We start from the raw sequence: 23,872 nt of genomic DNA, 5'->3' as shown, positions 1-23,872 counted from the left end.
TCGTCTGCTGTGAAGTTTGCGCTACTGTGCCATGTGTCAGGACACAAGCAGGGAATTGCATCAGAGTGGCACAATAATCGCCACCGTAAAAGTCCGGCGCAAGTTGAGGTAAGGACAGCTGGAGGCTGTGTAAAACATGCAAATTTCGAAAAGTTTCCTTGGGATGGCGGCGCTTATCGCGATGGTTGGTCAAAGCGCTATTGCCCAGAACGTTAGCAACAACCGTGTTGCGGCAAAAACCGATTGGAGCGTTTTTGTCGAAGAAAACCCAAAAGAATGCTGGGGCGTTTCGGTCCCTACCGAAACTGTCAATACCCGCGATGGACGTGTGGTGGCGGCCAATCGCGGCGAAATTCTGTTGATGGTCTTTTTCCGCCCATCGGCTGAGGCCAGCGGACAGGTTGCCTTCACCGGCGGGTACCCGTTTCGGGAGGGTAGCCAGGTGAGTGTCGAAATCGGTGGCTCCGAATTTTCCCTGTTCACCGATGGGGATTGGGCCTGGCCTGCGAGCGCTGCTGATGACGCTAAGCTGGTTGCCGCGATGAAGCGTGGATCTGATGCGGTCGTGACCGGTCTGTCGAGCCGGGGCACAACCACCAAGGACACGTTTTCGCTGCTGGGCTTTACCGCGGCGGTTGAGGATGCCGAAACCCGCTGCGCAAGCTGAACCGCTGCCTGTTTGCGACAAAGCCCCGCTTGTGGTGGGGCTTTTTCTTTTGATCTGGCCGGAAACCTCTATATAGAGCGGCATCCACTCACCGAAGGGTCCGATCATGTCCGCCACCGCGCCGATCACGCAAGACGTCCACACCATGCCGCGCAAATTGCCGCAAGGGCCGGTGAACCTTGTCGGTTTGACACGCAGCGCGCTGCGGGAGGCACTGATCGCGGCGGGGACCCCGGAAAAGCAGGCAAAGATGCGCGCGGGCCAGATCTGGCAATGGATCTATCAGTGGGGGGTCCGCGATTTTGACGCGATGACCAACCTGGCAAAGGCGTACCGCGCTGATCTGAAAGAGAAATTTGTGATCGAAGTGCCCGAGGTCATAACCCGGCAACTCAGCGAGGACGGCACGCGGAAATACCTGGTGCGGATCGCCGGCGGTCATGAGGTTGAGGTGGTCTATATCCCCGAAGAAGGGCGCGGCACGCTGTGTGTCTCGTCTCAGGTCGGGTGCACGCTGACCTGCTCGTTCTGTCACACGGGCACCCAGAAACTGGTGCGGAACCTGACCGCGGGAGAGATCATCGGACAGGTGATGGTGGCCCGCGATGATCTGGGTGAATGGCCCGAGATCGGCGCGCCGAAAGACGAAACCCGGCTTTTGAGCAACATCGTTCTGATGGGGATGGGCGAACCGCTCTACAACTTCGAGAATGTGCGCGACGCGATGAAGATCGCCATGGATCCCGAGGGCATCCAGTTGTCGCGGCGGCGAATCACACTTTCGACCTCCGGTGTGGTCCCGGAGATCGCGCGCACCGCATCCGAGATCGGGTGCCAGCTGGCGGTGAGTTTCCATGCGACCACGGATGAGGTGCGCGACAAGCTGGTGCCGATCAACAAGCGCTGGAACATCGAGGCACTGCTTGAGGCGTTGAAAACCTATCCCAAAGTCTCCAACTCCGAACGCATCACCTTTGAGTACGTGATGCTGCAGGGGGTCAATGACAGCGACGCCGATGCCCACCGGCTGGTCAGGCTGATCGAGGGCATCCCGGCCAAGATAAACCTGATTCCCTTCAACGAGTGGCCCGGTGCACCTTACAAACGCTCGTCGAACAATCGTATCCGGGCCTTTGCCGATATCATCTACAAAGCAGGCTATGCCTCGCCCATCCGCACCCCACGGGGCGAAGATATCATGGCCGCCTGCGGTCAGTTGAAATCCGCCACCGAACGGGTGCGCAAATCCCGCAAGGAAATCGCGGCAGAGGCAGGTCTGGCAGGCGGCTGATGCGCCGCCGCGATGCGCTTGTGATTGGGGGGGCGATGGCGGTGGCCATTGCGATCCCCCCTGTTTTGCGGCGCATCCCGTCCGATTTTGAGTTTGAGCCGTTGAACGGCTTTGAGGGGTTTCGGCAGATCAAGGGGGGCTCTGTTTCAGGTGGCGCGGACCCGTTTTTTGGTCTGGATCAAACAAGCATTGCGCCCGAACCACCTGCTGATGAGCGGCGGATATCCCCTTGTTTAGAGTTGTTCGGCCCCGCGGGGTGGTCCGACAGTCAGCTCCCCGTTGCGATTTTCAGTGATTTCAACTGCCCCTATTGCAAGCTCCTGGAAAGGCGGTTGACCGATCTGCGGGATTCCGATGGCGCGATACGGCTGATCTGGCACGAGATGCCGCTTTTGGGGCCTGCGTCGGTGCGGTCCGCGCGGGCGGTTCTGGCAGCCCGCATCATGGGCGCGGAGGCTGCAGCACGGGACTACCTCTCGGCGCGCAATCTGCGTCCCGGGCCGGCGGCCTTGCGGCGCATGGGAGAGGCGCTGGACCTGGACCCGGACCGGCTGGTGGCGGCGGCAAATGGCGATGAGGTTTCGGAGCTGCTGAGACAAAGCCTCGCGTTGGGGCGCCGTCTGGGCATTCCCGGCACACCGGGCACGGTCATTGGCCGTACCCTTGTGATCGGGGCCATCACCCCGCCGGACCTGACAAGACTGATCGAGGTCGAACGCAGCGAAGTCCAAACGATCTGCACCTAACGACCGGGGATCGCCTCGCGGGCGGGGATGTCTTGCCAGCTTTCGATAACCTGCACCGCGTCGGCGGCACTTTCGACAAAGTTGAAAAGTTCCAGATCATCTGCCGAGATGGTACCGGCCTCCGCCAGCGCTTCCCAGTTGAGGATGCTGTCCCAGAACGCGCGGCCAAAGAGCAGCACCGGCACCGGTTGCATCCGCCCGGTCTGGATCAGGGTCAGGGATTCAAAGAGCTCGTCCAGGGTGCCGAACCCGCCCGGAAAGACGCAGATCGCGCTGGCGCGCATCAGAAAGTGCATCTTGCGAATGGCAAAGTAGTGAAAGTTGAAACACAGCTCCGGGGTGACGTATTCATTGGGGGCCTGCTCGTGTGGCAGGACGATATTCAACCCGATGGAACGCCCGCCCGCGTCGACGGCACCGCGGTTTCCCGCTTCCATCACGCCGGGCCCACCGCCGGTCACAATGACATGCTCGCGCCCATCGCTTTGCAGGCTTTTGAGCGTCATCAGCCGGGAAAATTCGCGGGCTTCTTCATAGAAATGCGACAGCTCTGCCAGCGTCTTGGTCCGCGCCTTGTCCCGTTCCGCCGGGCTGGGAATGCGCGCGCCCCCAAACAGCACAATCGTGCTGTCGATCCCAAGCGCATCAAGATGCATCTGCGGCTTCAGCAGTTCCAGTTGCAGGCGCACGGGTCGCAACTCCTCGCGGCACAGAAAATCATCGTCCGCAAAGGCCAGACGGTACTGGGGCGCGCGGGTTTGCGGCGTATCCGGCACATCGCGGATTGCTTTGCGGTCGGCGCGGGCGTGGCGTAGAGGGTGGCGTCGGTTCATTCTGAGAGATCTCCGGCTGATCGGTTGGGGGCAAGGGGCCATGTTGCGACCCAAGATGCAAATGAATTGGTTGTTTTTTTACGAAAGCGCCCTGTGATTTTCGCTGGAGGGATTTGTGCGGCGCAAGCTCCCGAGCCATCCGCGCTCCCCATCCGAAGTGGTTCTGGAGGGTTCCAGAGCCGTAAGGGCGTTGAAGCTTGGCGCGAGCGCGGATAGAACCGCGAAAACCTGTTTTTGATCGGAGCCATCATGTCCAACGCAGAGCTTGAAACCGCTATCGAGGCCGCTTGGGAGGCGCGTGACACGATCACGCCCGCGACCAAGGGGGAAACCCGCGAAGCCATCGAGGACACGCTGGCCGCGCTCGACAGGGGCACGCTGCGCGTGGCAGAAAAGCAGGCCGGCGGCGACTGGCATGTGAACCAATGGGCCAAGAAGGCTGTGCTGTTGGGTTTTCGGATCAAGGATATGGAAATGCAGACGGGCGGCCCGCAAGCGGGTGGCTGGTGGGACAAGGTCGACAGCAAGTTCGCGGGCTGGGGTGACAATCAATGGCGGGCCGCAGGCTTTCGCGCGGTGCCGAACTGCGTTGTGCGCAAATCGGCCTTCATCGCACCGGGTGTGGTGCTGATGCCGTCTTTCGTGAACCTCGGCGCTTATGTGGACGAAGGCACGATGGTCGATACCTGGGCCACGGTCGGGTCCTGTGCGCAGATCGGCAAGAACGTGCACCTCTCGGGCGGGGTGGGCATCGGTGGTGTGCTGGAGCCGATGCAGGCCGGGCCCACGATCATCGAGGACAACTGCTTTATCGGCGCGCGGTCCGAAGTGGTCGAGGGCTGCATCGTGCGCGAAGGCTCGGTGCTAGGCATGGGGGTCTTTATCGGAAAATCCACCAAGATCATCGATCGCGAGACCGGCGAGTTCACCTATGGTGAAGTGCCCGCAGGCTCTGTCGTGGTCGCGGGTTCCCTGCCGTCGAAAAACGGCGTGAACCTCTACTGTGCGGTGATCGTGAAAAAGGTCGATGCACAGACACGCTCGAAAACCTCGATCAACGATCTCCTGCGGGACTGAGATTAACGAAATCTTAGGACTTGGGGCAGCCCTGCCCCAAGATTTCCCGCCTCTCGACAGGAAGGCGATGTATTCCCGCCTGCTTGTCGGGCTAGGAAAAATGCATGCGACATTTTTCTCCTCCTATGACGTTCAAGACCATGCAGGTTGTCTCTGATCTGCAGAGTGCAGCCGCCACCGGGTTTGCAGGCCTTGCGACGCGTCTGAGCCCCGAACTGAAACCGATCCTGCGGCGGCTGATCTTTGATCAGGAATGCAAGATGACCGCCGAAGACGCCGAGGCCATGCACGCGGAACTGATGATGGTCGCCTCGATGCCGGATCAGGATCACGCAAGCTTCATGACCGCAACCATCGTGCTGTTGTCCGACCGGCTGCAGGGCGGTGCGGGGGATGATGACCTCTTTTGGAACTGGGATGCCTTTCAGGAACGCTTTCGCGAGGCACCTTCGCCGATCCGCGCGGCCCTGATGAACGGGTTCCGCGGGGCCCATGCGCTTGAACTGGTCAAGCTGGATCAGCCGCCGCAGGGCACTGACCTGCGGACCTATGACGAGGATGACCTTCTCCGCCTGCTCAAGATCATTGCCCGCTCCATGACCGAGGACATGCGCGATATGGTCTGTGCTCTGGCAGAGGAAGAAACCCAGCCGGTGCATCGCAAGGCGCTGGATAACTGTCTCAAAAGCAGTTGTATCCTGTCAGAATTTGGCGGCTGGTTCCCGTGTCAGGTTGTCGACGAGGTTTCTCTGGACCCGGAGCATCCTTGTTATGCCGCCTGCACGGCGCTGATGATCCTGGACGCGATTGCCACCAAAGATGCCGCGGGCAAGATGGCACGGCGCTATGAGGCTCAGGCAGACGACTACAACCTGTTGCCGACCGAACAGCGCGTGCCCCTGCTTGCGGGGCTGCGTAACCTGCATGAAATGGACGCGGGATGGGAGCCTTACGCCGACTGGCCCGCCGACAAACGTCTCGACAAAGCCATTGTGGTGCCCTTCGCCAAGCCGTAAGCAAGGCGCATGGCACAGCAAAAGAAGCAATCGCGCCAACAGGTCTATACCCTTGTCGTCCAGATCGGCCGCAAGGACGGGGACGGCCTGCCTGCAAAGGCGACCGGTGCGGGCCTTGTGGTCTTTGCCAGCGGTGTTGATGAGGCGGAAGCCGTGCGCGAGACGGTTGCGATTCTCAAGCAGGCCGATACCGCTCCTTTGGACGTAACGGGCTATGGCACCCTTGATGAACGGCTGGCCGAAGGGCATGAGATCCCCGATGAGGAACGCGCCCTGATGCAGCGCGCCCTGGATGAGAATGCCGTCATCGTCGCACAGATGGAGCCGTTTTACGGCACACATCCGGAAACCGACGCGGATTAGGCTCCAGTCTCCGCAGCCGGTTTGTTGACCTTGCAGCTTCCTTGAACACCTGTAGGAAGGAGAGCGAGCATTCGAGACCGAAGGAAAACACAATGGCTGACGTTGATCCCGTTGACCTGACCGCAAAGCTGGTGCGCTGCGCCTCTGTCACCCCGGCGGACGACGGGGCGCTGGACGTCTTGCACGACCTGCTGTCGGGGGCGGGGTTCGACTGTGCCTGGGCGGATCGCGGCGGTATTCGCAACCTCTTTGCCCGCTGGGGTCCGCGGGGGCATGCGCGGACCTTTGGCTTTAACGGTCACACCGATGTGGTGCCCATCGGGCAGGCCGCAGATTGGGCGATGCCGCCCTTTGGGGCAGAGATAAAAGACGGCATCATGTATGGGCGCGGCACCACCGACATGAAATCGGGTGTTGCGGCTTTTGCGGCGGCGGCGGTGGATTTCGTGACGCACAGGCCGCCCGAGGGGGCGATCATTCTGACCATTACGGGGGATGAGGAGGGCGACGCGACCGATGGGACCACGGCGCTTTTGGCACATATGGCTGCGACAGGCGAGCAGATGAGCGTTTGTCTCGTGGGGGAGCCCACCTGCCCCGACCAGATGGGCGAGATGATCAAGATCGGGCGACGTGGATCCATGACCGCGTGGATCAGGGTGATGGGCAAGCAGGGCCACTCTGCCTATCCGCATCGGGCGTGCAACCCCCTGCCTGCCTTGGCGCGCCTGATGGACCGTCTGGCGCGCCACAAGCTGGATGACGGGACGGATTACTTCGACCCCTCGACCCTGGCGATTGTCACAATGGACACGGGCAACCCTGCAACAAACGTGATCCCGGCAGCTTGCAGTGCGGCGGTGAACATTCGCTTTAACGACGCCCACAGCGGTGCCTCGCTCTCCACCTGGATCAAAGAGGAAATCGCCAGAGTAGAGACTGAATTCGGCGTTAAGACAGAGCTGAAAATCAAGATCTCCGGCGAAAGCTTTGTCACGCCGCCCGGTCCGCTGTCTGATCTCGTGGCGACGGCGGTCAAGGCCGAAACGGGCCTTGATCCGGTGCTCAGCACCACCGGCGGGACGTCGGATGCCCGCTTTATCAAGGACCACTGCCCGGTGGTTGAGTTCGGGCTGGTGGGCCAATCCATGCATCAGGTGGATGAGCACGTGGAGGTCGCGCATATCCGGCAACTCAAGGCGATCTACGCACGGATCCTGGCGGAGTACTTTGCGTGACGGTGCAGATCGTTCAGACCGATGAAATCGAGACCTGCCAGGCTTTACGCGCGCGTGTCTTCATCGAAGAGCAAGGCGTGTCTCAGGCAGAGGAGGTGGACGGGCGCGACGGCGAGGCGCTGCACCTGCTGGTTTGCGACAACGACAAGCCCATCGGCACCGCGCGCATGCTGGTATCGGGCGATGTGGCCAAGATCGGACGCGTCTGTATGCTATCCGAGGCACGCGGCAGGGGCCTTGGGGCGGCTTTGATCCGTGCCGCGCTGACGTTGGCGCGCAACCAGCCGGGGGTGACGCGGGCAAGGCTGGGCGCGCAGGTCTCGGCGCTGGCGTTCTACGAGGCGTTGGGCTTCGTGGCAGAGGGACCCGTCTACGATGACGCCGGCATCCCCCACCGGGATATGGAACGCGCCTTGTGAAACGCACGCTGGTCGTGATGCTGAAAGAGCCGCATCCGGGGCGGGTCAAGACCCGTTTGGGGCGCGCCATTGGTATGACCCCGGCCGCGTGGTGGTTTCGGCATCAATGCGCTGGTCTGATCCGCAGGCTGGATGATCCGCGCTGGCAGCTCGTGCTGGCTGTTGCGCCGGATGTGGCGGGACTGCAAAGCCGGGTCTGGCCGCGCCATCTGCCACGTCTGCCGCAGGGGCGGGGGGACCTCGGGGATCGCATGGCGCGGATGCTGAGGCATCAGCCGCCGGGGCCTGTTTGTGTCATCGGGGCCGATATCCCCGGTATAGAGCCGTTTCATATCCTGCGCGCCTTTCGGGCCCTCGGTTCTGCAGAGGCTGTATTCGGGCCCGCGCCGGATGGAGGCTACTGGCTTGTCGGTCTGAAGCATCCCAAGCGCGCGCCCCGCCGGCTCTTTGCCAATGTGCGATGGTCGTCTGAGCACGCTCTTGCCGACACGGTTGCGTCACTGGGCGGCTTGCACCCCAGTTATATCGACAGTCTGCGCGATGTGGACACTTTGGAGGATTTGGCGATGACGGCACCGGGTCCCCGTGCTACCTGAGGGAGTATGAGCAAACTCCCCCAAAAATCAGATATTCTGGACTGGATCGAACAGAACCCGGCCCTGACCGCAAAGCGTGACATTGCCAAGGCGTTTGGTATCAAGGGTGCCGCGCGCATCGACCTGAAACGCCTGCTGAAGGAACTTGAAGCCGAGGGCCACCTGGAAAAGCGCAAGCGAAGCTATCAGGACCCCGACCGCCTGCCCCCTGTCAGCGTCTTGCAGATCACCGGGCCGGACAGTGACGGGGACCTTTTTGCCAAACCCATGGAGTGGCGCGGCGAAGGCAAGGAACCCTCGGTGCTTGTGATCCCGCGCGCGTCTGATCCTGCGCTGGGGGCGGGAGACCGCATTCTGGCGCGGCTTACGCTGGTCAAGAACGAGACGCATCACTATGAGGCGCGCCTCATTCGTCGCATTGGCACCAACCCGCGCCGCGTCCTGGGTGTCTTTCGCAAGACCGATGCAGGCGGGCGCATCCAGCCGATTGACAAGGGCGCTGACAGGGAATGGCAGGTGGACGCCGGGGCCACCCATGGGGCGAAGGATGGCGAACTTGTGGAGGCGGAGCAGGCAGGCCCCAAAGGGCGCATGGGTTTGCCGCGCGCGCGCATTGTGCAGCGGCTGGGTGATCCGTCCGCGCCCAAGGCGGTGTCGTTGATAGCGATCCACCAGCACGGCATCCCCGACAGCTTTCCCGATGATGTGATCGCGCAGGCAGATGCGGCCAAACCGGCCGGGCTGAAAGGGCGCGAGGATCTCCGCGACCTGCCGCTGATCACCATCGATCCGTCAGATGCGCGGGATCACGACGATGCCTGCTACGCGCAGGCGGATGAGGACCCGAAAAACGCCGGTGGCCATGTGCTCTGGGTCGCGATTGCCGATGTCGCGCATTACGTCACACCGGATAGCCCGTTGGACCGTGAAGCGCGCAAACGCGGCAACTCCACCTACTTTCCCGACCGGGTGGTTCCGATGCTGCCGGACCGGTTGTCCGGCGATCTGTGCTCCCTGCACGAAGGGGTGCCGCGCGCCTGTATCGCCGTGCGGATGGTGCTGGACAAAGCGGGCAACAAGCTCGGGCACAGCTTTCACCGCGGGTTGATGCGGTCGCCCGCATCACTGCACTACGAAGAGGTGCAAGCCGCCGTCGATGGCCAGCCCAATGATCGCACAGAGCCCCTGTTAGAGCCTGTTTTGAAGCCGCTTTATGCAGCCTATGCTGCTCTGGCCGCCGCCCGTGAGCGCCGTCAGCCGCTGGATCTGGACCTGCCGGAGCGCCGCATCGAGCTTGCCGACGACGGGACCGTGACGTCGGTGCGGTTCAAGGAGCGGCTTGAGGCGCACCGCCTGATCGAAGAGTTCATGGTGCTGGCCAATGTTGCCGCCGCTGAAACGCTGATCGCCAAGAAGACACCGCTTTTGTTCCGCGTCCACGAAGAACCCAACCCGGAAAAGCTAGATGCCCTGCGGGAGACGGCGAAGGCCAGCGGCTATGTGCTGGCCAAGGGGCAGGTGCTCAAGACGTCGCATCTGAACCGGTTGCTCAATGATGCGGCAGGCACGGATGAGGCGGAACTCATCAATATCTCGACGCTGCGGTCGATGACGCAGGCCTACTACAGCCCGACCAATCTGGGGCATTTCGGGCTGGCTTTGCCGCGCTATGCGCATTTCACCTCGCCGATCCGCCGCTATGCGGATCTGATTGTGCATCGCGCGCTGATCGCCGCACATGATTGGGGAAAGGACGGACTGCGGCCCGAGGATTACGACAGCCTGGACGAGATAGGCACGCATATCTCTGACACCGAACGCCGCTCCATGGTGGCGGAGCGCGACACCACGGACCGCTACCTGGCGGCCTATCTGAGCGAACGGGTCGGCACCGAATTCACCGGCCGTGTGAGCGGTATCGCCCGGTTCGGCATCTTTGTGAAGCTGGATGAGACCGGGGCGGATGGCCTCGTACCGATGCGCGCGATCGGGCGGGAATACTTTCACTTTGATGCCGAGGCCAACACGCTGATGGGCGCGGATAGCGGGCAGATCATCAGCCTTGGGCAGCGCGCAACGGTTCGTCTGGCCGAAGCAGCGCCGGTGACGGGGGGCATCGCCCTCGATCTGCTCGCCCTTGAGGGCACGAAGCTGGCGCAGGGGCGACCCTCGCCTGCTGGTCGCGCCCCGCGCCGGCGCAACGTGAAAGCCAAGCGCAAGGCGGATAAGGTAAAACGCAAGGTCAAACGCAGCAGACGCTAGCCGCAGGCGGCCTCGACGCGGGCAACATAGCCGGTCAGCACCTCGTTTTTCGTCAGCATCTCTTTCAGCCTTGTGTCGCCGGGCGTGACCATTATCGCCGACAGCATGGGTGCCACCGATGCATCGGCCGCACTGGGCTGGTCGCCAAAGAGGAATTTCCCCTGCCAAAGCCGTGTGGTGATGGCTTCGATATCAGGCTCTATACGGGCCAATCTTTGATCCGTGTTCAGACGCCCGAGTCCCTGATAGTGCAATCCTTTCAGGAGCCCTTTGCGGATCACCCCGGCAATAACATGCCTGACCCCGGCGGGCATCTTGCTGAAATAGGTGTCACGCACCATCGGCCAAACCCGGTCATCCGCCCAACGGTCCATGACAAGGTGAAAGTAGAGGTGCTCTTCGGCCATGCGGATGAAGGCGCGGGCATTGGCCCGATCCAGATCGCTGAGGTGCTTGTCAAAATCAGCGCCGTTTTCCTCAAGGTAGGCTCTGATATTGTCACTATCGGCAATCATGCGACCCTCCGTCCGGATCACCGGCAGCTTGCCATGGGGCGTTTTGCGCGGATCAAGCGTCTCTACCGGGGTCCATTGCTGGCCGGAGAGGTTCAACAGGTAGGCCGCCTTGATACAAAACGGGCTGGACGAGGCCAGGCCAAAGGCGGGCGGGTAGGTCAGAAGGTCGATCATGGAAAATCCTCAATTTCAGTGGTCGCAGGGTAGGCGCGTATACTGTCAGTTTTTGTCACGATACATGGTATGATCCTTTCATGAGCCGAACGCACCGCCTTTTCCAGATGATGCAGACCCTGCGCCACCTGCCATCGCCGGTGACGGCCGCACAGCTTGCCGAAGAGATGCAGATGTCGCCGCGCACGATCTATCGCGACATCGAGGCGCTGCGCAGCATCGGCGCGGTGATCGATGGCGAAGCGGGGTTCGGCTACACGCTGGTCGAGGATGCCGCCCTGCCACCCCTGGCGTTCGAGGATGAGGAGCTTGAAGCCCTTGTGCTGGGTCTGCGCGATGTCGCCGTGATCGGGGACCCGGCACTGGCACAGGCGGCCCGCTCCGCACTGGCCAAGATCAAGGCGCGGGTGCCGCCCCGTCAGGCGCATCGGCTGCAACATGCGGTGCTGACAGCGCATCGCTTTAGTAAACCGCCGCCCGTCGAGATTGATGTCGCAGCGCTGCGGAGGGCCACCTGGGATGAGGTTACGGTGGCCTTCGACTACACGGATGCCAAGCAGGCCGAGACCCGGCGCAGGGTCTATCCTCTGGGGTTGGTTTATCTCGACAACAGCAACGTGCTGATGGCCTGGTGCCACCTGCGCCAGGACTACCGCACCTTCCGTCTGGACCGGATGCGCAACCTTCAGCTTACCGATGAGAGTTTCCGCCCGCGCCGCGTGATAATGCTGCGCGAGCACCTTGCCCGGCTGCGCGCCGAGATGGAGAAATCGGCGGCGGATCGCGATTTCTAGACAGGCTTCTTTTTCCGAATCCAAAGTCGCGCTACACTCCCAATAATAATAAAAAATCGTAGCAGGACACTTTCAATGAAACGCATGATCTTTGGCGCGAGCTTTTTAGGTGTGGTTTTCGGCGCGCAAACCACTGTGGCCCAGTCTTTGGGGCAATCTCTCAGACCTGTCGTTCGACCGGCAGTCGTTGCACCGGTAAACGTGATCGACGTATCCGCAACCGTTACCGCGATTGACCGGGCGGTACGTCCCAAAACCCGCCCCTCGACCCTGGCCGGGCAGGCAGAACAGGCGATGCAGGTCGCAACCTCTGCCGCCGGGTTTGACCGCTGGGTCGGTGAGTTCCGCAGCCGGGCTGAACGTCAGGGCATTCGGTCCGCGACGCTGGATGCCGCCTTTCGCGGGGTCAGCTTCGATGCGGATGTGATCCGGCGGGACCGCAACCAATCGGAGTTCACCAAGACGATCTGGCAATACCTGTCCAGCGCGGCCTCCGACACCCGGATCGCCAACGGCAAGGCGGCGCTTGCCAGACATCGGGCAACGCTCGAAGCGATTGAGCGGCGCTACGGCGTCGAGAAGGAAGTTGTTGTTGCTGTCTGGGGACTGGAAAGCGCCTACGGCAGCTATCGCGGGTCAAATGACATTGTCCGCTCCCTCGCCACGCTGGCCTATGAAGGACGGCGCGGCGCTTTCTTTGAAGAGCAGTTGTTTGCAGCGCTGAAGATTCTGCAAAGCGGCGATACCAGCCCGCGTAACATGACGGGAAGCTGGGCCGGGGCAATGGGGCACACCCAGTTCATCCCGACCTCTTATCTGGCCTACGCGGTTGATTTCAACGGCGACGGGCGGCGTGATATCTGGTCGGAGGACCCAACCGATGCCCTGGCTTCGACCGCCGCCTACCTCAAGCGGTATGGCTGGACCAAGGGTCAGCCCTGGGGGGTTGAGGTGCAGCTCCCCCGCGGATTTGACTACACCCAGGCGAACCGCACGATCAAAAAGAGCCCCAACGCCTGGGCGCGGGATGGGATCATGGACATGAACGGGCGCAAGGTGCCAAACCATGGGCGCGCCTCGATCCTGCTACCGGCAGGGGCGCAGGGGGCGGCTTTCATGATATTTGACAATTTCGCCGCGATTGAAGCCTACAACACCGCCGATGCCTATGTGATCGGGGTCGGGCATCTGAGCGACCGGATCAAGGGAGGCAGCCCGATCCGGGCAAGCTGGCCCACCGGGGACCGCGCGTTGAGTTTTGCAGAGCGACAGGAATTGCAGCGCCGCCTGACGCAGGCCGGCTTCAGCACGCAAGGCATAGACGGGCGCATCGGGCCAAAGACAATCGATGCGATCAGATCCTTTCAGCGCAACCGGGGACTGGTGCCGGATGGATATGCCTCGCTGGCGCTATTGCAGCGCCTGCGGTGACACCTGTCGGCGGGTGAGCGCGGCGGTCAGGCCGGGCTCATCCCGCGCAGGCGTTCAGAGCGACGCCGCAACAGCTCCACCACGGTCAGAAGTGCGATGGAGACGATCACCAGAATGGTCGCCACCGCGAGGATGGTCGGGCTGATTTGTTCCCGCAGCCCGGTGAACATCTGCCATGGCAGGGTTTTCTGCCCGGCCGAGCCGACAAAGAGCACCACGACCACCTCGTCGAAAGAGGTGATAAAGGCAAAAAGCCCGCCCGAGATGACCCCTGGCAGAATAAGCGGCATCTGCACCCGAAAGAACGTGGTGACAGGGTTTGCGCCCATGTTAGCTGCCGCACGGGTCAGCGAATTGTCAAAGCCCACCAGTGTCGCGGTCACGGTGATGATGACAAAGGGAATGCCCAAGGCGGCATGGGCCAGCACCACGCCGAGATAGGTTCCTTGCAGGCCGATCCGGCTGTAAAAGAAATACATACCCGCAGCGGAGATGATCAGCGGCACGATCATCGGGGAGATCAGGATCGCCATGATCGCCCGGCGAAAGGGCACATGCGGCTGGCTCAACCCGATCGCGGCCAGCGTCCCAAATGTGACCGACAGCAAGGTCGCCGCAGGCGCAATCTTGATCGAGTTTGCCAGGGCCCCCTGCCAGTCGGCGTTGGTAAAGAAGTCCTCGTAGTGCTTGAGCGAATAGCCCGCAGGATCAAACCGCAGCATCTCCGGCGTGAAGGTAAAGAAGTTCTGCGCATTGAAGCTCAGCGGCATCACCACGATGATCGGCGTGATGAGAAACACGAGGATCGCGCCGCAGATCACCCGGAAAGCATAGTGCCAAAGCACCTGACCGGGTGTCAGGTAAGGCACCAGATGCTGCCGGTAGCGCGATTCGTAGAGCCAAAAGCTGAACCAGCCAAAGAACCAGCCAAAGGCCGCCCCGATGAGCCCGGCGGGCAGGCCACCCATGAAAAACCCAACCGCCGCGAGCAAGGCAAGCAAAGCCCAGCGTCCGGGTTTTTCGGCTTTGACGACTTGCGTCAGCACAAAGGCCACGGCTGCCATTGCAAGGGCGCCGATCACAACACCCAAGAGGGAACTGCCCTGCGCTGTGCCAACAAAAAGACCTGCAACAGCGCCGGCGGTGGCCACGACGGGCACGTAAAACGAAGGGGCTGTGCGGGATACAGGGGTGAGTGCAACCATGGCGTCAGCCTCCCAGCTTTACATTGTCGATGCCGACGATCTTGTCATAGGCCCAGTAGAGCCCCAGCACGACGGCCAGCAGAATCGCCCCGAGCGCTGCGGCCAGACCCCAGTTGAGCGAGCTGGAGATATGATAGGCGATCCGGTTCGAGATGAACGTGCCTGTCGTGCCGCCAACGATTTCGGGCGTGATGTAGTAGCCGATGGAGAGAATGAACACGAGGATCGAGCCTGCGCCAATCCCCGGCACCGACTGCGGGAAATAGACCCGCCAGAAGGCTGTCCAATTCGTGGCCCCCAGCGATTTGGCCGCGCGCAGGTAGCTGGGCGGTATCGTCTTCATCACCGAGTAAAGCGGCAGGATCATGAAGGGCAGCAGGATATGCGTCATGGCGATGATCGTGCCGGTCTGGTTGTTGATAAGCGCCAATCGACTGTCATCCGCGACAATGCCCAGCCAGACCAGCGTGTCATTCACGACGCCCTGTTGCTGCAACATCACCTTCCAGGCCGAGGTGCGCACCAGAAGCGATGTCCAGAAGGGTAGCAATACGAGGATCATCAGCAGGTTTGCAGTGCGGGCGGGCAGGTTCGCGAGAATCCACGCCACCGGATAGCCCAGCAGAATACAGCTTCCGGTGATGACCAGCGACATGAAGAGCGTGCGCATGAAGAGCATGATATGAAGCTGTTCGTTCTCGGGCCGCATCTCGGGGCCATCGGGCGATTTCTTCATATCGACGGCATTGAGGAAATAGCCGGAAGTGAAATCCGGGCTGTAGGTCTGGATCGTCTGCCACACCTCGATGTCGTGCCAGTCCTCGTCAACATCATGGAAAGCCGCCGTGTAATCGACGCTTTCAAACCCCGCCACCGCGGCGGCGGCCTCCTGCAGCTCGGTTGCACCGGGACCGCTCAGGCTGGCGACATCCGCGCCGCTTTGCAGGTCTTCGTAAAGCGCGGAATAGACGATGGCCCAGGGGTCTTCGTTTGCGAGGTTGTCTTCATCCTCGAACTGCACGAAATCGGCAAAGGTCTGAAATGTCGCGGCGGTTTCGGGCAGAACCGCAGCAACCTCCTCGCGCATTTCAAAGGGCGGTTGGCTCCCTTCGCGGTCCTCGCTCCACGCTGTGATGTCGTCAAGCCAATCTGGCGTGGCCATCATCCGGTTCCAGTTTTCACCATCCTCCCAGAACGCGTTCAAGTCCTCGAACTGGTCCTGGTAGACTTCGCCCATGTCGTCCACGTTCCGGCCCGACTTGCGAAAGAGCGATGAGACGCCGGTGAGTTCGTAGTTCAGGCGGGATCCGAGGCGGGTGTGCAGCTTGCGTTCCTGCGCGATAAAGATGTCCTTGTAGAGGGCTTCAAACACGACGGGGGGCGGGATCTCTCCGGCGTCGCCATCCCAGGTGGCCAGTTCCGTCGTGGTGCGCGGTAGCGTTTCCGACACGATCTGGTTTTCCACCGACCGAAACAGCATATCGGCAATCGGTGCGATAAAGGTCACAAGGACAAAGATCAGCAGCGGCGCGATCAGCATCATCGCGCGCAGCTTTTGCCGTCGTAAGGCGCGGTTCAGACTGGCCTTGAGCGGGCGGCCGTCTGCGGCGAGCATCGGCCCGCTGTCGGCGGTCTCTGTTTTGGGGGCGGGGCGGCCGGAGGCCGCGCCGTCAAACTGATCGGGTCCTGCAGCGGTATTGTCGGTCATGCGGCGCCCTCGGCGAGAATAATGGTGCTGTCCGCCGTCCGGCGGCGAATATCTGCGACCTCCTGATAGGCGGGGTCGTTATAGGCAGCCTGCGCTGCTGCATAAGATGGGAATTCGATCACCACATGACGCTCAAAGCTGGACCCTTCGACAACCTCAGCCTGTCCACCTCTGACCACGAAGGTGCCGCCAAGACCCTTCAGGATCGGGGTGTCCCGATCAATGTATTCCTGATAGGCGGCGGGGTCGTTCACGGTGATATGGGCGATGATGTAGCCTTTGGGCATGATCCATCCTTTCGTCCTGGTGCGGAAGGCCGCCTGTCGCGGCCTTCCCGGTTTTCAGTCCCTATACGGGCTTATTGCGCCAGCCAGGCCTGGAATTTCGCGTCGATGTCGTCGCGGTAATCCGCCCAGAACTCGTAGTTGAAATTGAAGACATTCGTGGCATTTGCCGGATCGGTTGGCATATGCGGCGCCATATCAATACCCAGTTCCGCATGCGTGCTGACCAACGGTGCGGAAGAAGCGCGCGCCGGACCGTAGCTGATGTATTTGGCCTGATCTGCCAAACGCTGCGTGTCGGAGGCAAATCTCACGTAATCAAGCGCGCGCGCTTTACGATCTTCAGGCAGACCTGCGGGGATGATGAACACGTCCAGATCGAACATTTGACCGTCCCAGAGCATCTCGACGGGCTGGTTCTGCTCTTCAATCACCGAAAAGAGCCGCCCATTGTAGGTCGAACCCATGACGACCTCACCATCAGCCAGAAGTTGCGGTGTATCCGCCCCGGCAGACCACCAGATCACATCGTCCTTGATCGTATCGAGCTTGGCCAGCGCCTGCTCCTGACCTTCCGGGGTCTCCAGCACATCGTAGATTTCGTCCTTTGCCACGCCATCGCAGAGCAGCGCCCACTCCATGTTCCCGATGGGGCGCTTTTCGAGGCTGCGTTTGCCGGGGTAGGCTTCGGTGTCGAAAACATCGCAGACCGTCGTGGGCGGCGTGTCACCAACCATATCGGTGCGATATCCAAAAGTCGTCGAGAAAACGATCAGCGGAATGGCGCAGTCGTTGATGATGGTGTCGCCGAAATCGTCGCTGGCCGAGGTCCCGTCGGGTGCCGCTGCCAGATCCTCGTCGAAATCGATCTCCATGGCGAGACCCTCATCGCACAGCCGGATGGAGTCTGCCGCAGTCACATCGACCACGTCCCAAGTGATATTGCCGGCCTCGTTCATCGCGCGCAGCTTCGCCACGGCTTCGGCGGAGGATTCGTCATTGATGATGTTGACGCCCGTCATCTCCATGTAGGGATTATGGTAGGCTTGCTGCTGCGAGTTGGAATAGGCGCCACCCCAGCTGACGATCGTCATTTCATCAGCCATTTCGGTCTCGGCGGACACCATGCCCGCGGCGACTGTCAAAGCAGTTGTAGCCAAAAGCGTTTTGGTCAGTTTCATGTATGGTCTCCCAATTTATATGCCCGTTTTGGTTTGGAGGAGAGTGACAACGGGCTTGGCCACCGCCTCTTTCGGATCGTACGCCTTGGAAAGGCACACGACAGGTCGCACGCACCGGACGGTCAGGCGTCCAAGGCGCGGCAATCTTCAGGCAGCCAGCCAATCTCGATGGTCTGGCCGGGCTGCAAACGCTCCACATCGGGGGCGTTGCGTGTCTTGATAACGAATTCATCCGCGCCCGCGACTTTCAGGCGGGTGCGGAAAATGTCACCCATGTAGATGAATTCCAGCACCTCCGCATTCAGCGTATGCGCGTCAGGGCTGAGGCGGTCCTTGTTGTACTCGACCCGCTCGGGGCGGATCGACACGCGGGTGCGATCACCCGCCGCGGAGACGTTGATCGGCTTGGCATCGATCAGCTCCCCCCCGTCGAGCTGTACCACACAGGTATCGCCCTTGATCTCTTTGACAATGCCTTCAAGCGTGTTGTTTTCGCCAATGAACTGCGCCACGAAGCTGTTCTCGGGCTGCTCATAAAGTTGGTCGGGTGGGGCGAGCTGCTGGATGCGGCCGTCATCGAACACGGCCACCCGGTCCGACATCGTGAGCGCTTCTGTCTGGTCGTGGGTCACGTAGACCACGGTGATGCCAAGTTTATGGGCCAGTTTGGTGATCTCGAACTGCAAGGTCTCGCGCAATTGCTTGTCCAACGCCCCCAAGGGTTCATCCATGAGCACCAGCTCGGGCTCGAACACAAGTGCGCGGGCCAGGGCGATCCGCTGCTGCTGCCCGCCTGAAAGCTGGGCAGGTCGCCGCCCGCCAAACGCGCCCATCTGCACCATGTCGAGCGCGCGCTTTACCTTTGCCTCACGCTCGGATTTACCCATCTTTCGCACTTCGAGCGGAAACGAGAGGTTCTCGGCCACGGTCATATGGGGAAAGAGGGCGTAGTTCTGAAACACCATGCCAATACCGCGCTTGTGCGGCGGGATGTTGTTGATGGATTCCCCATCGAGCCGAATATCACCGTGTGTTGCTGTCTCAAATCCCGCCAGCATCATCAGGCAGGTGGTCTTGCCGGACCCCGAGGGCCCGAGCATCGTGAGAAATTCGCCTTTCGGCATGAAGAGGTTGAGGTCCTTTACAACCAGATTTTCTCCATCGTAGCTTTTCTGCACACGATCAAATTCGACGAATGCGTCGCTTCCACTATCTACGGCCAATTGTGGCTCCCCGTGTTTTCCGGCGGTTATCCGCGCTTGTTGGGCTTAAGGTAACACGACAGTGACGGCGAAGTGCAAGCAGTTAGCTTTCTCACCGATCAAATCGTGCAATATCCAGAGAAATTTGCTGAAAATCAGCACACCAAAGGAAAATAGCCTGCCGACGCGCGGGTCAGCAGGCTATCTTCCCTGTACCAGCCGTATTTTTAAACCGCCGTTCTCAGGCGGGCACCCGAATCTGTTGTCGTTCAGGATGCCGCCTTCAAAAGATCTTGCCGCTTGGCCTCCGCATAGGTCTCATCGAGGGCTTTGGAGGCTCTGCTGACCAGCGTGTCGATGTCTTCACGCCCCATGATAAGCGGCGGAGAGACGATCATCCGGTCGCCCACGTGACGCATCACGAGGTTATTGGCAAAACAGCGGTCGCGGCAGATCATGCCGATGGTGCCTCGATCCGCCGCGAATGTCGCGCGGCTCTCCTTGTGCGGTGTCAGAGGCAGTGAGGCCATCATACCGGCCACGTTCACCTCGCCCACCAGCGGATGATCCGCCAGCGTTTCCAGACCCGCTTTCAAATGCGGGGCGGCAACATTGCGCACATGCTCGATCATGTTTTCCTCTTTCATGATCCGCAGGTTCTCAAGCGCAACCGCGGCCGCCACGGGATGTCCCGAGTAGGTATATCCGTGGTTGAACTCCGTGTGTCCGATCACTTCGGCCACAGCGTCGCAGACGATTGAACCGCCAATCGGCTGGTACCCGGACGACAGACCTTTGGCGATGGTCATGATGTGCGGCCTGATCCCCATGGTTTCCGAGCCAAACCAGTTGCCGGTGCGGCCAAACCCGCAGATCACCTCATCGGCGATCAGCAGGATCTCGTATTTGTCACAGATGCGCTGAATCTCCGGCCAATATGTCTCGGGCGGTACGATCACACCTCCCGCACCCTGTATCGGCTCTGCGATAAAGGCCGCGACGTTATCCTCGCCCAGTTCCAGAATTTTTGCCTCCAGCTCCTGCGCGCGGGCGACACCGAAATCAGCGCGGCTCATCTCGCCCCCCTCAGACCACCAGTCGGGCTGATTGATGTGATGGATCCCCTCAATCGGCAGACCTCCCTGCGCATGCATATGGGCCATGCCTCCCAAACTGCCGGACCCGACCGAGGAGCCGTGATAGGCGTTCTTGCGGCTGATGATATGGGATTTTGAGGGCTTGCCCTTTTCGGTCCAATAGGTCCGAACCAGTCGGATATTCGTGTCATTTGCTTCCGACCCGGAGCTTGCAAAGAAGATCTGGTTCATGCCGTCGGGTGCCAGCGCGGTGACCTCCTGTGCCAGCGCAATTGCCGGCACATGCGTCGTCATGAAGAAGGTGTTGTAATAGGGCAGTTCCTTCATCTGGCGGGCCGCGGCCTCGGCCATCTCGTGACGTCCATAGCCGATGTTGACGCACCACAGCCCGGCCATCCCATCGAGGATCTGATTGCCGTCGCTGTCGGTCAGATAGACACCTTCCGCCCGCGTGATGACCCGCGCGCCGCGCTTGGCCAGCGTGTCATTGGCCGTAAAGGGGTGCATGTGATGCGCCGCATCCAGCGCCTGAAGCTCTGCTGTCGGCATATGGTTGGAAATCAAGGACATAGGGCCTCCGGGGGTTGGCGAATGACGAGAGTGCGATTGCTTCGGTAGAATATGATCAAATTATAAGCTGTCAATCGAATCGATGCAGCAGCGATGTATCCTTGAGTGCGTCACGAATTTGCACCATGCCCTGGTGGACGTCTTCCGCCATCGCGTTCTCCGCACCGCTGACGTCCCGCAGCGCCAGTGCGTCCAGCAGGTCGGCGTGTTTGTCGGGCAGGTTCAACGTGCCGTAGCGTCCGCAGACCACGCGCAACGATGGACCAAACCGGAGCCAGAGCCTGTCGACGGTTGCCGTGATGATGGGTGCCTCGGCACAGGCATAAAGGGTGGCGTGGAACCTGTAGTTATGCGTCAGATAGGACCGGATATCACCCTGTGCAATCGCGGTATTGAGCGCCGCATCCTGCGCCTGCAGCCTTGTCAGCGTGGCATCGGTAATATGCGCAACCGCCCGTCCCGCAAGTTTTGGCTCGAGCGTTTTTCGCATGAAATCAAGCTCATCAATGCATCTTTCGGTGATCTGGGGGACAATCACCCGGCGATTGCCCATCATGTTCAGCGCCCCATCCGATGTCAGCCTGCGGATCGCTTCCCGCACCGGGGTGATGCCGGCGTCCAGCTGATCTGCAATGCCCTGGATCGTCACGGCCTGGCCAGGCGCGAGCTCTCCAAACAGGATCAGATCGCGGAGCTGCTCGTAGACGGATTGATGGGCCGGGCGTTTGGGAGGTTTCGCCGCTTCGGGTGGTGCTGAATTTTTTAGCATCTGCATTGCGGTGGAAATCCCTCTGACTGCCTGCACGGAAGCATCCCTTGCACAGGGTGATCTTGCGTGAAACCATAAAGTATCTTGCCAAAATGGGCAAAAGTTGATCAAAATCTGGCGAACCGGGATGAACTCGGTCGTACCAACGGGAGTATGAAATGAAAAAGCTCATGATGAGCAGCGCTGCCTTGGCGCTGACAGCGACGGCGCTCAGCGCTGACGAAGTGCGTGTGTACAACTGGTCCGACTATATCGACGAGGCGCTGCTGGAGAAGTTCGAGCAGGAGACCGGGATTGAGCTGATCTACGACGTCTTCGACAGCAACGAGGTGCTGGAAACCAAGCTGTTGGCAGGCGGGTCGGGCTATGACGTGGTGGTCCCCACCGGCACTTTCCTCTCCCGTCAGATCCAGGCTGGCGTTTTCCAGCCGCTGGACAAGGCGCAATTGCCCAACCTCGACAACATGTGGGACGTGATCGAAGAGCGCACGGCGCAATATGATCCCGGAAACGCCTATTCGATCAACTACATGTGGGGCACGACCGGTATCGGCGTGAATCTCGGCAAGGTGCAGGAAATCCTTGGTGCTGACGCGCCTATTGCCTCGCTCAGCCTGATCTTTGATCCGGGCAACATGGAAAAGCTGGCTTCCTGTGGTGTGCATTTCCTCGACGCCCCGACCGAGATGATCCCAGCCGCGCTCACCTATATGGGCGAAGACCCGGATTCCAAGGACGAGGAGGCGCTGGCCCGGGCAGAGGAAGTGCTGTCCGCCGTGCGCCCGCATGTGCAGAAATTCCACAGCTCGGAATACATCAACGCGCTGGCGAATGGCGACATCTGCGTGGCCTTTGGCTGGTCCGGTGACATCCTGCAGGCGCGCGACCGCGCGGCAGAGGCGGACAACGGTGTCGAGATCGTCTATAACGCCCCGAACGAGGGCGCGCTGATGTGGTTCGACCAGATGGCCATTCCCGCCGACGCGCCCAACCCCGAAGCGGCGCATACCTTCCTGAACTTCATCATGGATGCGCAGAACATGGCGGAGGCATCGAATTACGTCTATTACGCCAATGGCAACGAGGCCTCCAAGGAATTCCTGGTCGAGGATGTGATCGGCGATACCGCGATCTACCCGGACGAGGCCGCGTTGCAAAACCTCTATACCGTCACCACCTGGGCACCGCGCGACCAGCGCAACCTGACCCGCAGCTGGACACGGATCAAATCGGGCACCTGAGCCTGACGCCGGGGCGCGGGGATATTCTCCGCGCCCTTCCTTTTTCGGGAAGAAACCATTGGCCCAGACAGTTTTCGCCCCGTGGGACGAGCCCGCCGAAAAGCCGCTGATCCGGTTCCGCAATGTGACCAAGCGCTTTGGCAGTTTCGTCGCCATCGATGACCTGACATTGGACATCTTCGAGCGGGAGTTCTTTGCGCTTTTGGGACCCTCTGGCTGTGGCAAGACCACGATGATGCGGATGCTCGCTGGCTTTGAGGACCCAACCGCCGGGGCCATTGAATTGGCAGGGGAGGATATTGCCGCTGTACCGCCCAACAAACGGGCCGTGAACATGATGTTTCAGTCCTATGCCCTGTTCCCGCATCTGAGTGTCTATGAAAACATCGCCTTCGGTCTGCGGCGGGACAAGAGGCCCAAAGCCGACCTTGATGACCGGGTCGCCGAGATGCTCAAGCTGACCCGGCTGGAGAAGTTCGCCCGGCGCAAACCGCATCAGATCTCGGGTGGTCAGCGCCAGCGCGTGGCCCTCGCCCGCAGCCTGGCCAAAGCTCCCAAACTGCTGCTGCTGGACGAGCCTCTGGGGGCGCTGGACGCCAAGCTCCGTCAGGCCACACAGTTCGAGCTGATGGATATCCAGGAGAAAACCGGCACCACCTTTGTCATAGTGACCCACGATCAGGAAGAGGCGATGACCGTTGCCAGCCGTGTGGCGGTGATGGATGAGGGGCGTATCATGCAGGTGGCCACGCCCGAACGAATCTATGAGGCTCCAGACAGTGTTTATGTCGCTGATTTCATTGGTGAAGTGAACATCGTATCCGGGAGGGCCCGGGCCATCGGTGACGAGCGCTATGCGGTGGAGTGGCAGGAGGGGCAAACGCCTTTGATTGCCGCCTCTGAGCGACCCTTTGCGGACGGGCAGCCCTGTCATCTGGCATTGCGCCCCGAAAAGGTGGCCATCCACGCTGAGCAACCAAGTGATATCGACAACGCGGTGCAGGGGAAAATCCTCGATATCGCCTATCTTGGCAACCTCTCAACTTATCATGTCGAAGTCCCCGGCGGGCAGGTCATCAAGGCGCAAACCGCGAATACCCGGCGCATATCGCGGCGCAGCTACACGTGGGAAGACACGGTCTGGCTCAGTTGGACACCGACTGCGGGGGTGTTGTTGCCGGAATGACATCAAA

23 protein-coding genes are annotated in these 23,872 nt (G+C 60.8%); 14 read left to right on the top strand and 9 right to left on the bottom strand.

Annotation, left to right across the window (positions count from 1 at the left end; translation table 11 throughout):
• Positions 1-136 precede the first annotated feature (136 nt).
• The 3 genes from H7847_RS08825 (at position 137) to H7847_RS08815 (ending at position 2,704) form a co-directional block, all read left to right on the top strand.
• Positions 137-667: an invasion associated locus B family protein gene (locus H7847_RS08825; RefSeq protein ID WP_227269101.1), complete on the top strand. Its 531-nt coding sequence runs from the start codon at positions 137-139 to the stop codon at positions 665-667.
• Between the two features lie 106 nt (positions 668-773).
• Entirely contained in the window at positions 774-1,958 is a 1,185-nt protein-coding gene (gene rlmN / locus H7847_RS08820) for a 23S rRNA (adenine(2503)-C(2))-methyltransferase RlmN (protein WP_227269099.1), read from the top strand.
• A complete protein-coding gene (locus tag H7847_RS08815) occupies positions 1,958-2,704 on the top strand; it encodes a DsbA family protein (protein WP_227269097.1) in 747 nt (248 codons plus the stop codon). The genes rlmN and H7847_RS08815 overlap by 1 nt, the downstream gene beginning before the upstream one ends.
• On the opposite strand, the gene H7847_RS08810 is transcribed toward H7847_RS08815, so the two are convergent.
• Positions 2,701-3,537, bottom strand: coding sequence for an LOG family protein (locus H7847_RS08810; RefSeq protein WP_227269095.1), 837 nt, complete (start codon positions 3,535-3,537; stop codon positions 2,701-2,703). The two genes, H7847_RS08815 and H7847_RS08810, sit on opposite strands and share 4 nt — an antisense overlap.
• Before the next feature lie 249 nt (positions 3,538-3,786).
• On the opposite strand from H7847_RS08810, the gene dapD reads away from it, so the two are divergent.
• From dapD to rnr, 7 genes are all read left to right on the top strand, one after another.
• On the top strand, positions 3,787-4,614 hold the full coding sequence (gene dapD / locus H7847_RS08805; protein ID WP_227269093.1) for a 2,3,4,5-tetrahydropyridine-2,6-dicarboxylate N-succinyltransferase: 828 nt from the start codon (positions 3,787-3,789) through the stop codon (positions 4,612-4,614).
• Positions 4,615-4,718: 104 nt separating this feature from the next.
• A complete protein-coding gene (locus H7847_RS08800) occupies positions 4,719-5,630 on the top strand; it encodes a hypothetical protein (RefSeq protein WP_227269091.1) in 912 nt (303 codons plus the stop codon).
• A 9-nt stretch (positions 5,631-5,639) separates the two neighbouring features.
• Positions 5,640-5,993: a hypothetical protein gene (locus tag H7847_RS08795; protein WP_227269089.1), complete on the top strand. Its 354-nt coding sequence runs from the start codon at positions 5,640-5,642 to the stop codon at positions 5,991-5,993.
• 92 nt (positions 5,994-6,085) lie between these two features.
• Complete coding sequence (gene dapE / locus H7847_RS08790; protein ID WP_227269088.1) at positions 6,086-7,231, top strand: succinyl-diaminopimelate desuccinylase; 1,146 nt, start codon at positions 6,086-6,088, stop codon at positions 7,229-7,231.
• A 2-nt stretch (positions 7,232-7,233) separates the two neighbouring features.
• The gene (locus H7847_RS08785; RefSeq protein WP_227269262.1) at positions 7,234-7,650 is read left to right on the top strand and encodes a GNAT family N-acetyltransferase; all 417 of its coding nucleotides are present in this window, start codon (positions 7,234-7,236) and stop codon (positions 7,648-7,650) included.
• On the top strand, positions 7,647-8,246 hold the full coding sequence (locus H7847_RS08780; RefSeq protein WP_227269086.1) for a TIGR04282 family arsenosugar biosynthesis glycosyltransferase: 600 nt from the start codon (positions 7,647-7,649) through the stop codon (positions 8,244-8,246). Before H7847_RS08785 ends, H7847_RS08780 begins: the two co-directional genes overlap by 4 nt.
• A gap of 6 nt (positions 8,247-8,252) precedes the next feature.
• A complete protein-coding gene (rnr, locus tag H7847_RS08775) occupies positions 8,253-10,508 on the top strand; it encodes a ribonuclease R (RefSeq protein ID WP_227269084.1) in 2,256 nt (751 codons plus the stop codon).
• Here the strand turns inward: rnr and H7847_RS08770 are convergent.
• Entirely contained in the window at positions 10,505-11,197 is a 693-nt protein-coding gene (locus tag H7847_RS08770) for a glutathione S-transferase family protein (RefSeq protein ID WP_227269083.1), read from the bottom strand. The two genes, rnr and H7847_RS08770, sit on opposite strands and share 4 nt — an antisense overlap.
• Positions 11,198-11,277: 80 nt before the next feature.
• Here H7847_RS08770 and H7847_RS08765 point away from each other — a divergent pair, with 80 nt between their 5' ends.
• Together H7847_RS08765 and H7847_RS08760 are read left to right on the top strand one after the other, a co-directional pair.
• Complete coding sequence (locus H7847_RS08765) at positions 11,278-11,991, top strand: helix-turn-helix transcriptional regulator (protein ID WP_227269081.1); 714 nt, start codon at positions 11,278-11,280, stop codon at positions 11,989-11,991.
• A 75-nt stretch (positions 11,992-12,066) separates the two neighbouring features.
• Positions 12,067-13,422 (top strand): lytic murein transglycosylase, encoded by a 1,356-nt coding sequence (locus H7847_RS08760; RefSeq protein ID WP_227269080.1) that lies wholly within the window; start codon positions 12,067-12,069, stop codon positions 13,420-13,422.
• 26 nt (positions 13,423-13,448) lie between these two features.
• On the opposite strand, the gene H7847_RS08755 is transcribed toward H7847_RS08760, so the two are convergent.
• The 7 genes from H7847_RS08755 to H7847_RS08725 form a co-directional block, all read right to left on the bottom strand.
• Positions 13,449-14,627 carry an ABC transporter permease gene (locus tag H7847_RS08755; protein ID WP_227269078.1) on the bottom strand — a complete coding sequence of 393 codons (1,179 nt, stop codon included), beginning with the start codon at positions 14,625-14,627 and terminating at the stop codon, positions 13,449-13,451.
• A 4-nt stretch (positions 14,628-14,631) separates the two neighbouring features.
• Positions 14,632-16,335, bottom strand: a complete 1,704-nt coding sequence (locus tag H7847_RS08750) for an ABC transporter permease (protein WP_227269076.1) — start codon at positions 16,333-16,335, stop codon at positions 14,632-14,634.
• Positions 16,332-16,622, bottom strand: a complete 291-nt coding sequence (locus H7847_RS08745; protein ID WP_227269075.1) for a DUF1330 domain-containing protein — start codon at positions 16,620-16,622, stop codon at positions 16,332-16,334. Before H7847_RS08745 ends, H7847_RS08750 begins: the two co-directional genes overlap by 4 nt.
• A 71-nt stretch (positions 16,623-16,693) precedes the next feature.
• Entirely contained in the window at positions 16,694-17,800 is a 1,107-nt protein-coding gene (locus H7847_RS08740) for an extracellular solute-binding protein (protein ID WP_227269073.1), read from the bottom strand.
• 122 nt (positions 17,801-17,922) lie between these two features.
• Positions 17,923-19,023, bottom strand: coding sequence for an ABC transporter ATP-binding protein (locus H7847_RS08735; protein WP_227269071.1), 1,101 nt, complete (start codon positions 19,021-19,023; stop codon positions 17,923-17,925).
• A 248-nt stretch (positions 19,024-19,271) separates the two neighbouring features.
• A complete protein-coding gene (locus H7847_RS08730) occupies positions 19,272-20,669 on the bottom strand; it encodes an aspartate aminotransferase family protein (RefSeq protein ID WP_227269070.1) in 1,398 nt (465 codons plus the stop codon).
• Between the two features lie 70 nt (positions 20,670-20,739).
• Positions 20,740-21,438: a GntR family transcriptional regulator gene (locus H7847_RS08725; protein ID WP_406675982.1), complete on the bottom strand. Its 699-nt coding sequence runs from the start codon at positions 21,436-21,438 to the stop codon at positions 20,740-20,742.
• A gap of 158 nt (positions 21,439-21,596) precedes the next feature.
• Between H7847_RS08725 and H7847_RS08720 the strand changes: the two genes are divergently transcribed.
• Both H7847_RS08720 and H7847_RS08715 read left to right on the top strand, forming a co-directional pair.
• Positions 21,597-22,679 carry a polyamine ABC transporter substrate-binding protein gene (locus tag H7847_RS08720; RefSeq protein ID WP_227269067.1) on the top strand — a complete coding sequence of 361 codons (1,083 nt, stop codon included), beginning with the start codon at positions 21,597-21,599 and terminating at the stop codon, positions 22,677-22,679.
• Between the two features lie 58 nt (positions 22,680-22,737).
• Positions 22,738-23,865, top strand: a complete 1,128-nt coding sequence (locus tag H7847_RS08715; protein ID WP_227269066.1) for an ABC transporter ATP-binding protein — start codon at positions 22,738-22,740, stop codon at positions 23,863-23,865.
• Positions 23,866-23,872: the final 7 nt, after the last annotated feature.

The sequence above is a fragment of the Roseobacter weihaiensis genome (assembly GCF_020622345.1).
GTDB classification, from domain to species: domain Bacteria; phylum Pseudomonadota; class Alphaproteobacteria; order Rhodobacterales; family Rhodobacteraceae; genus Roseobacter; species Roseobacter weihaiensis.
Note: the sequence above shows the minus strand (reverse complement) of the source record. Positions and strands in the feature narration are given on the sequence as shown.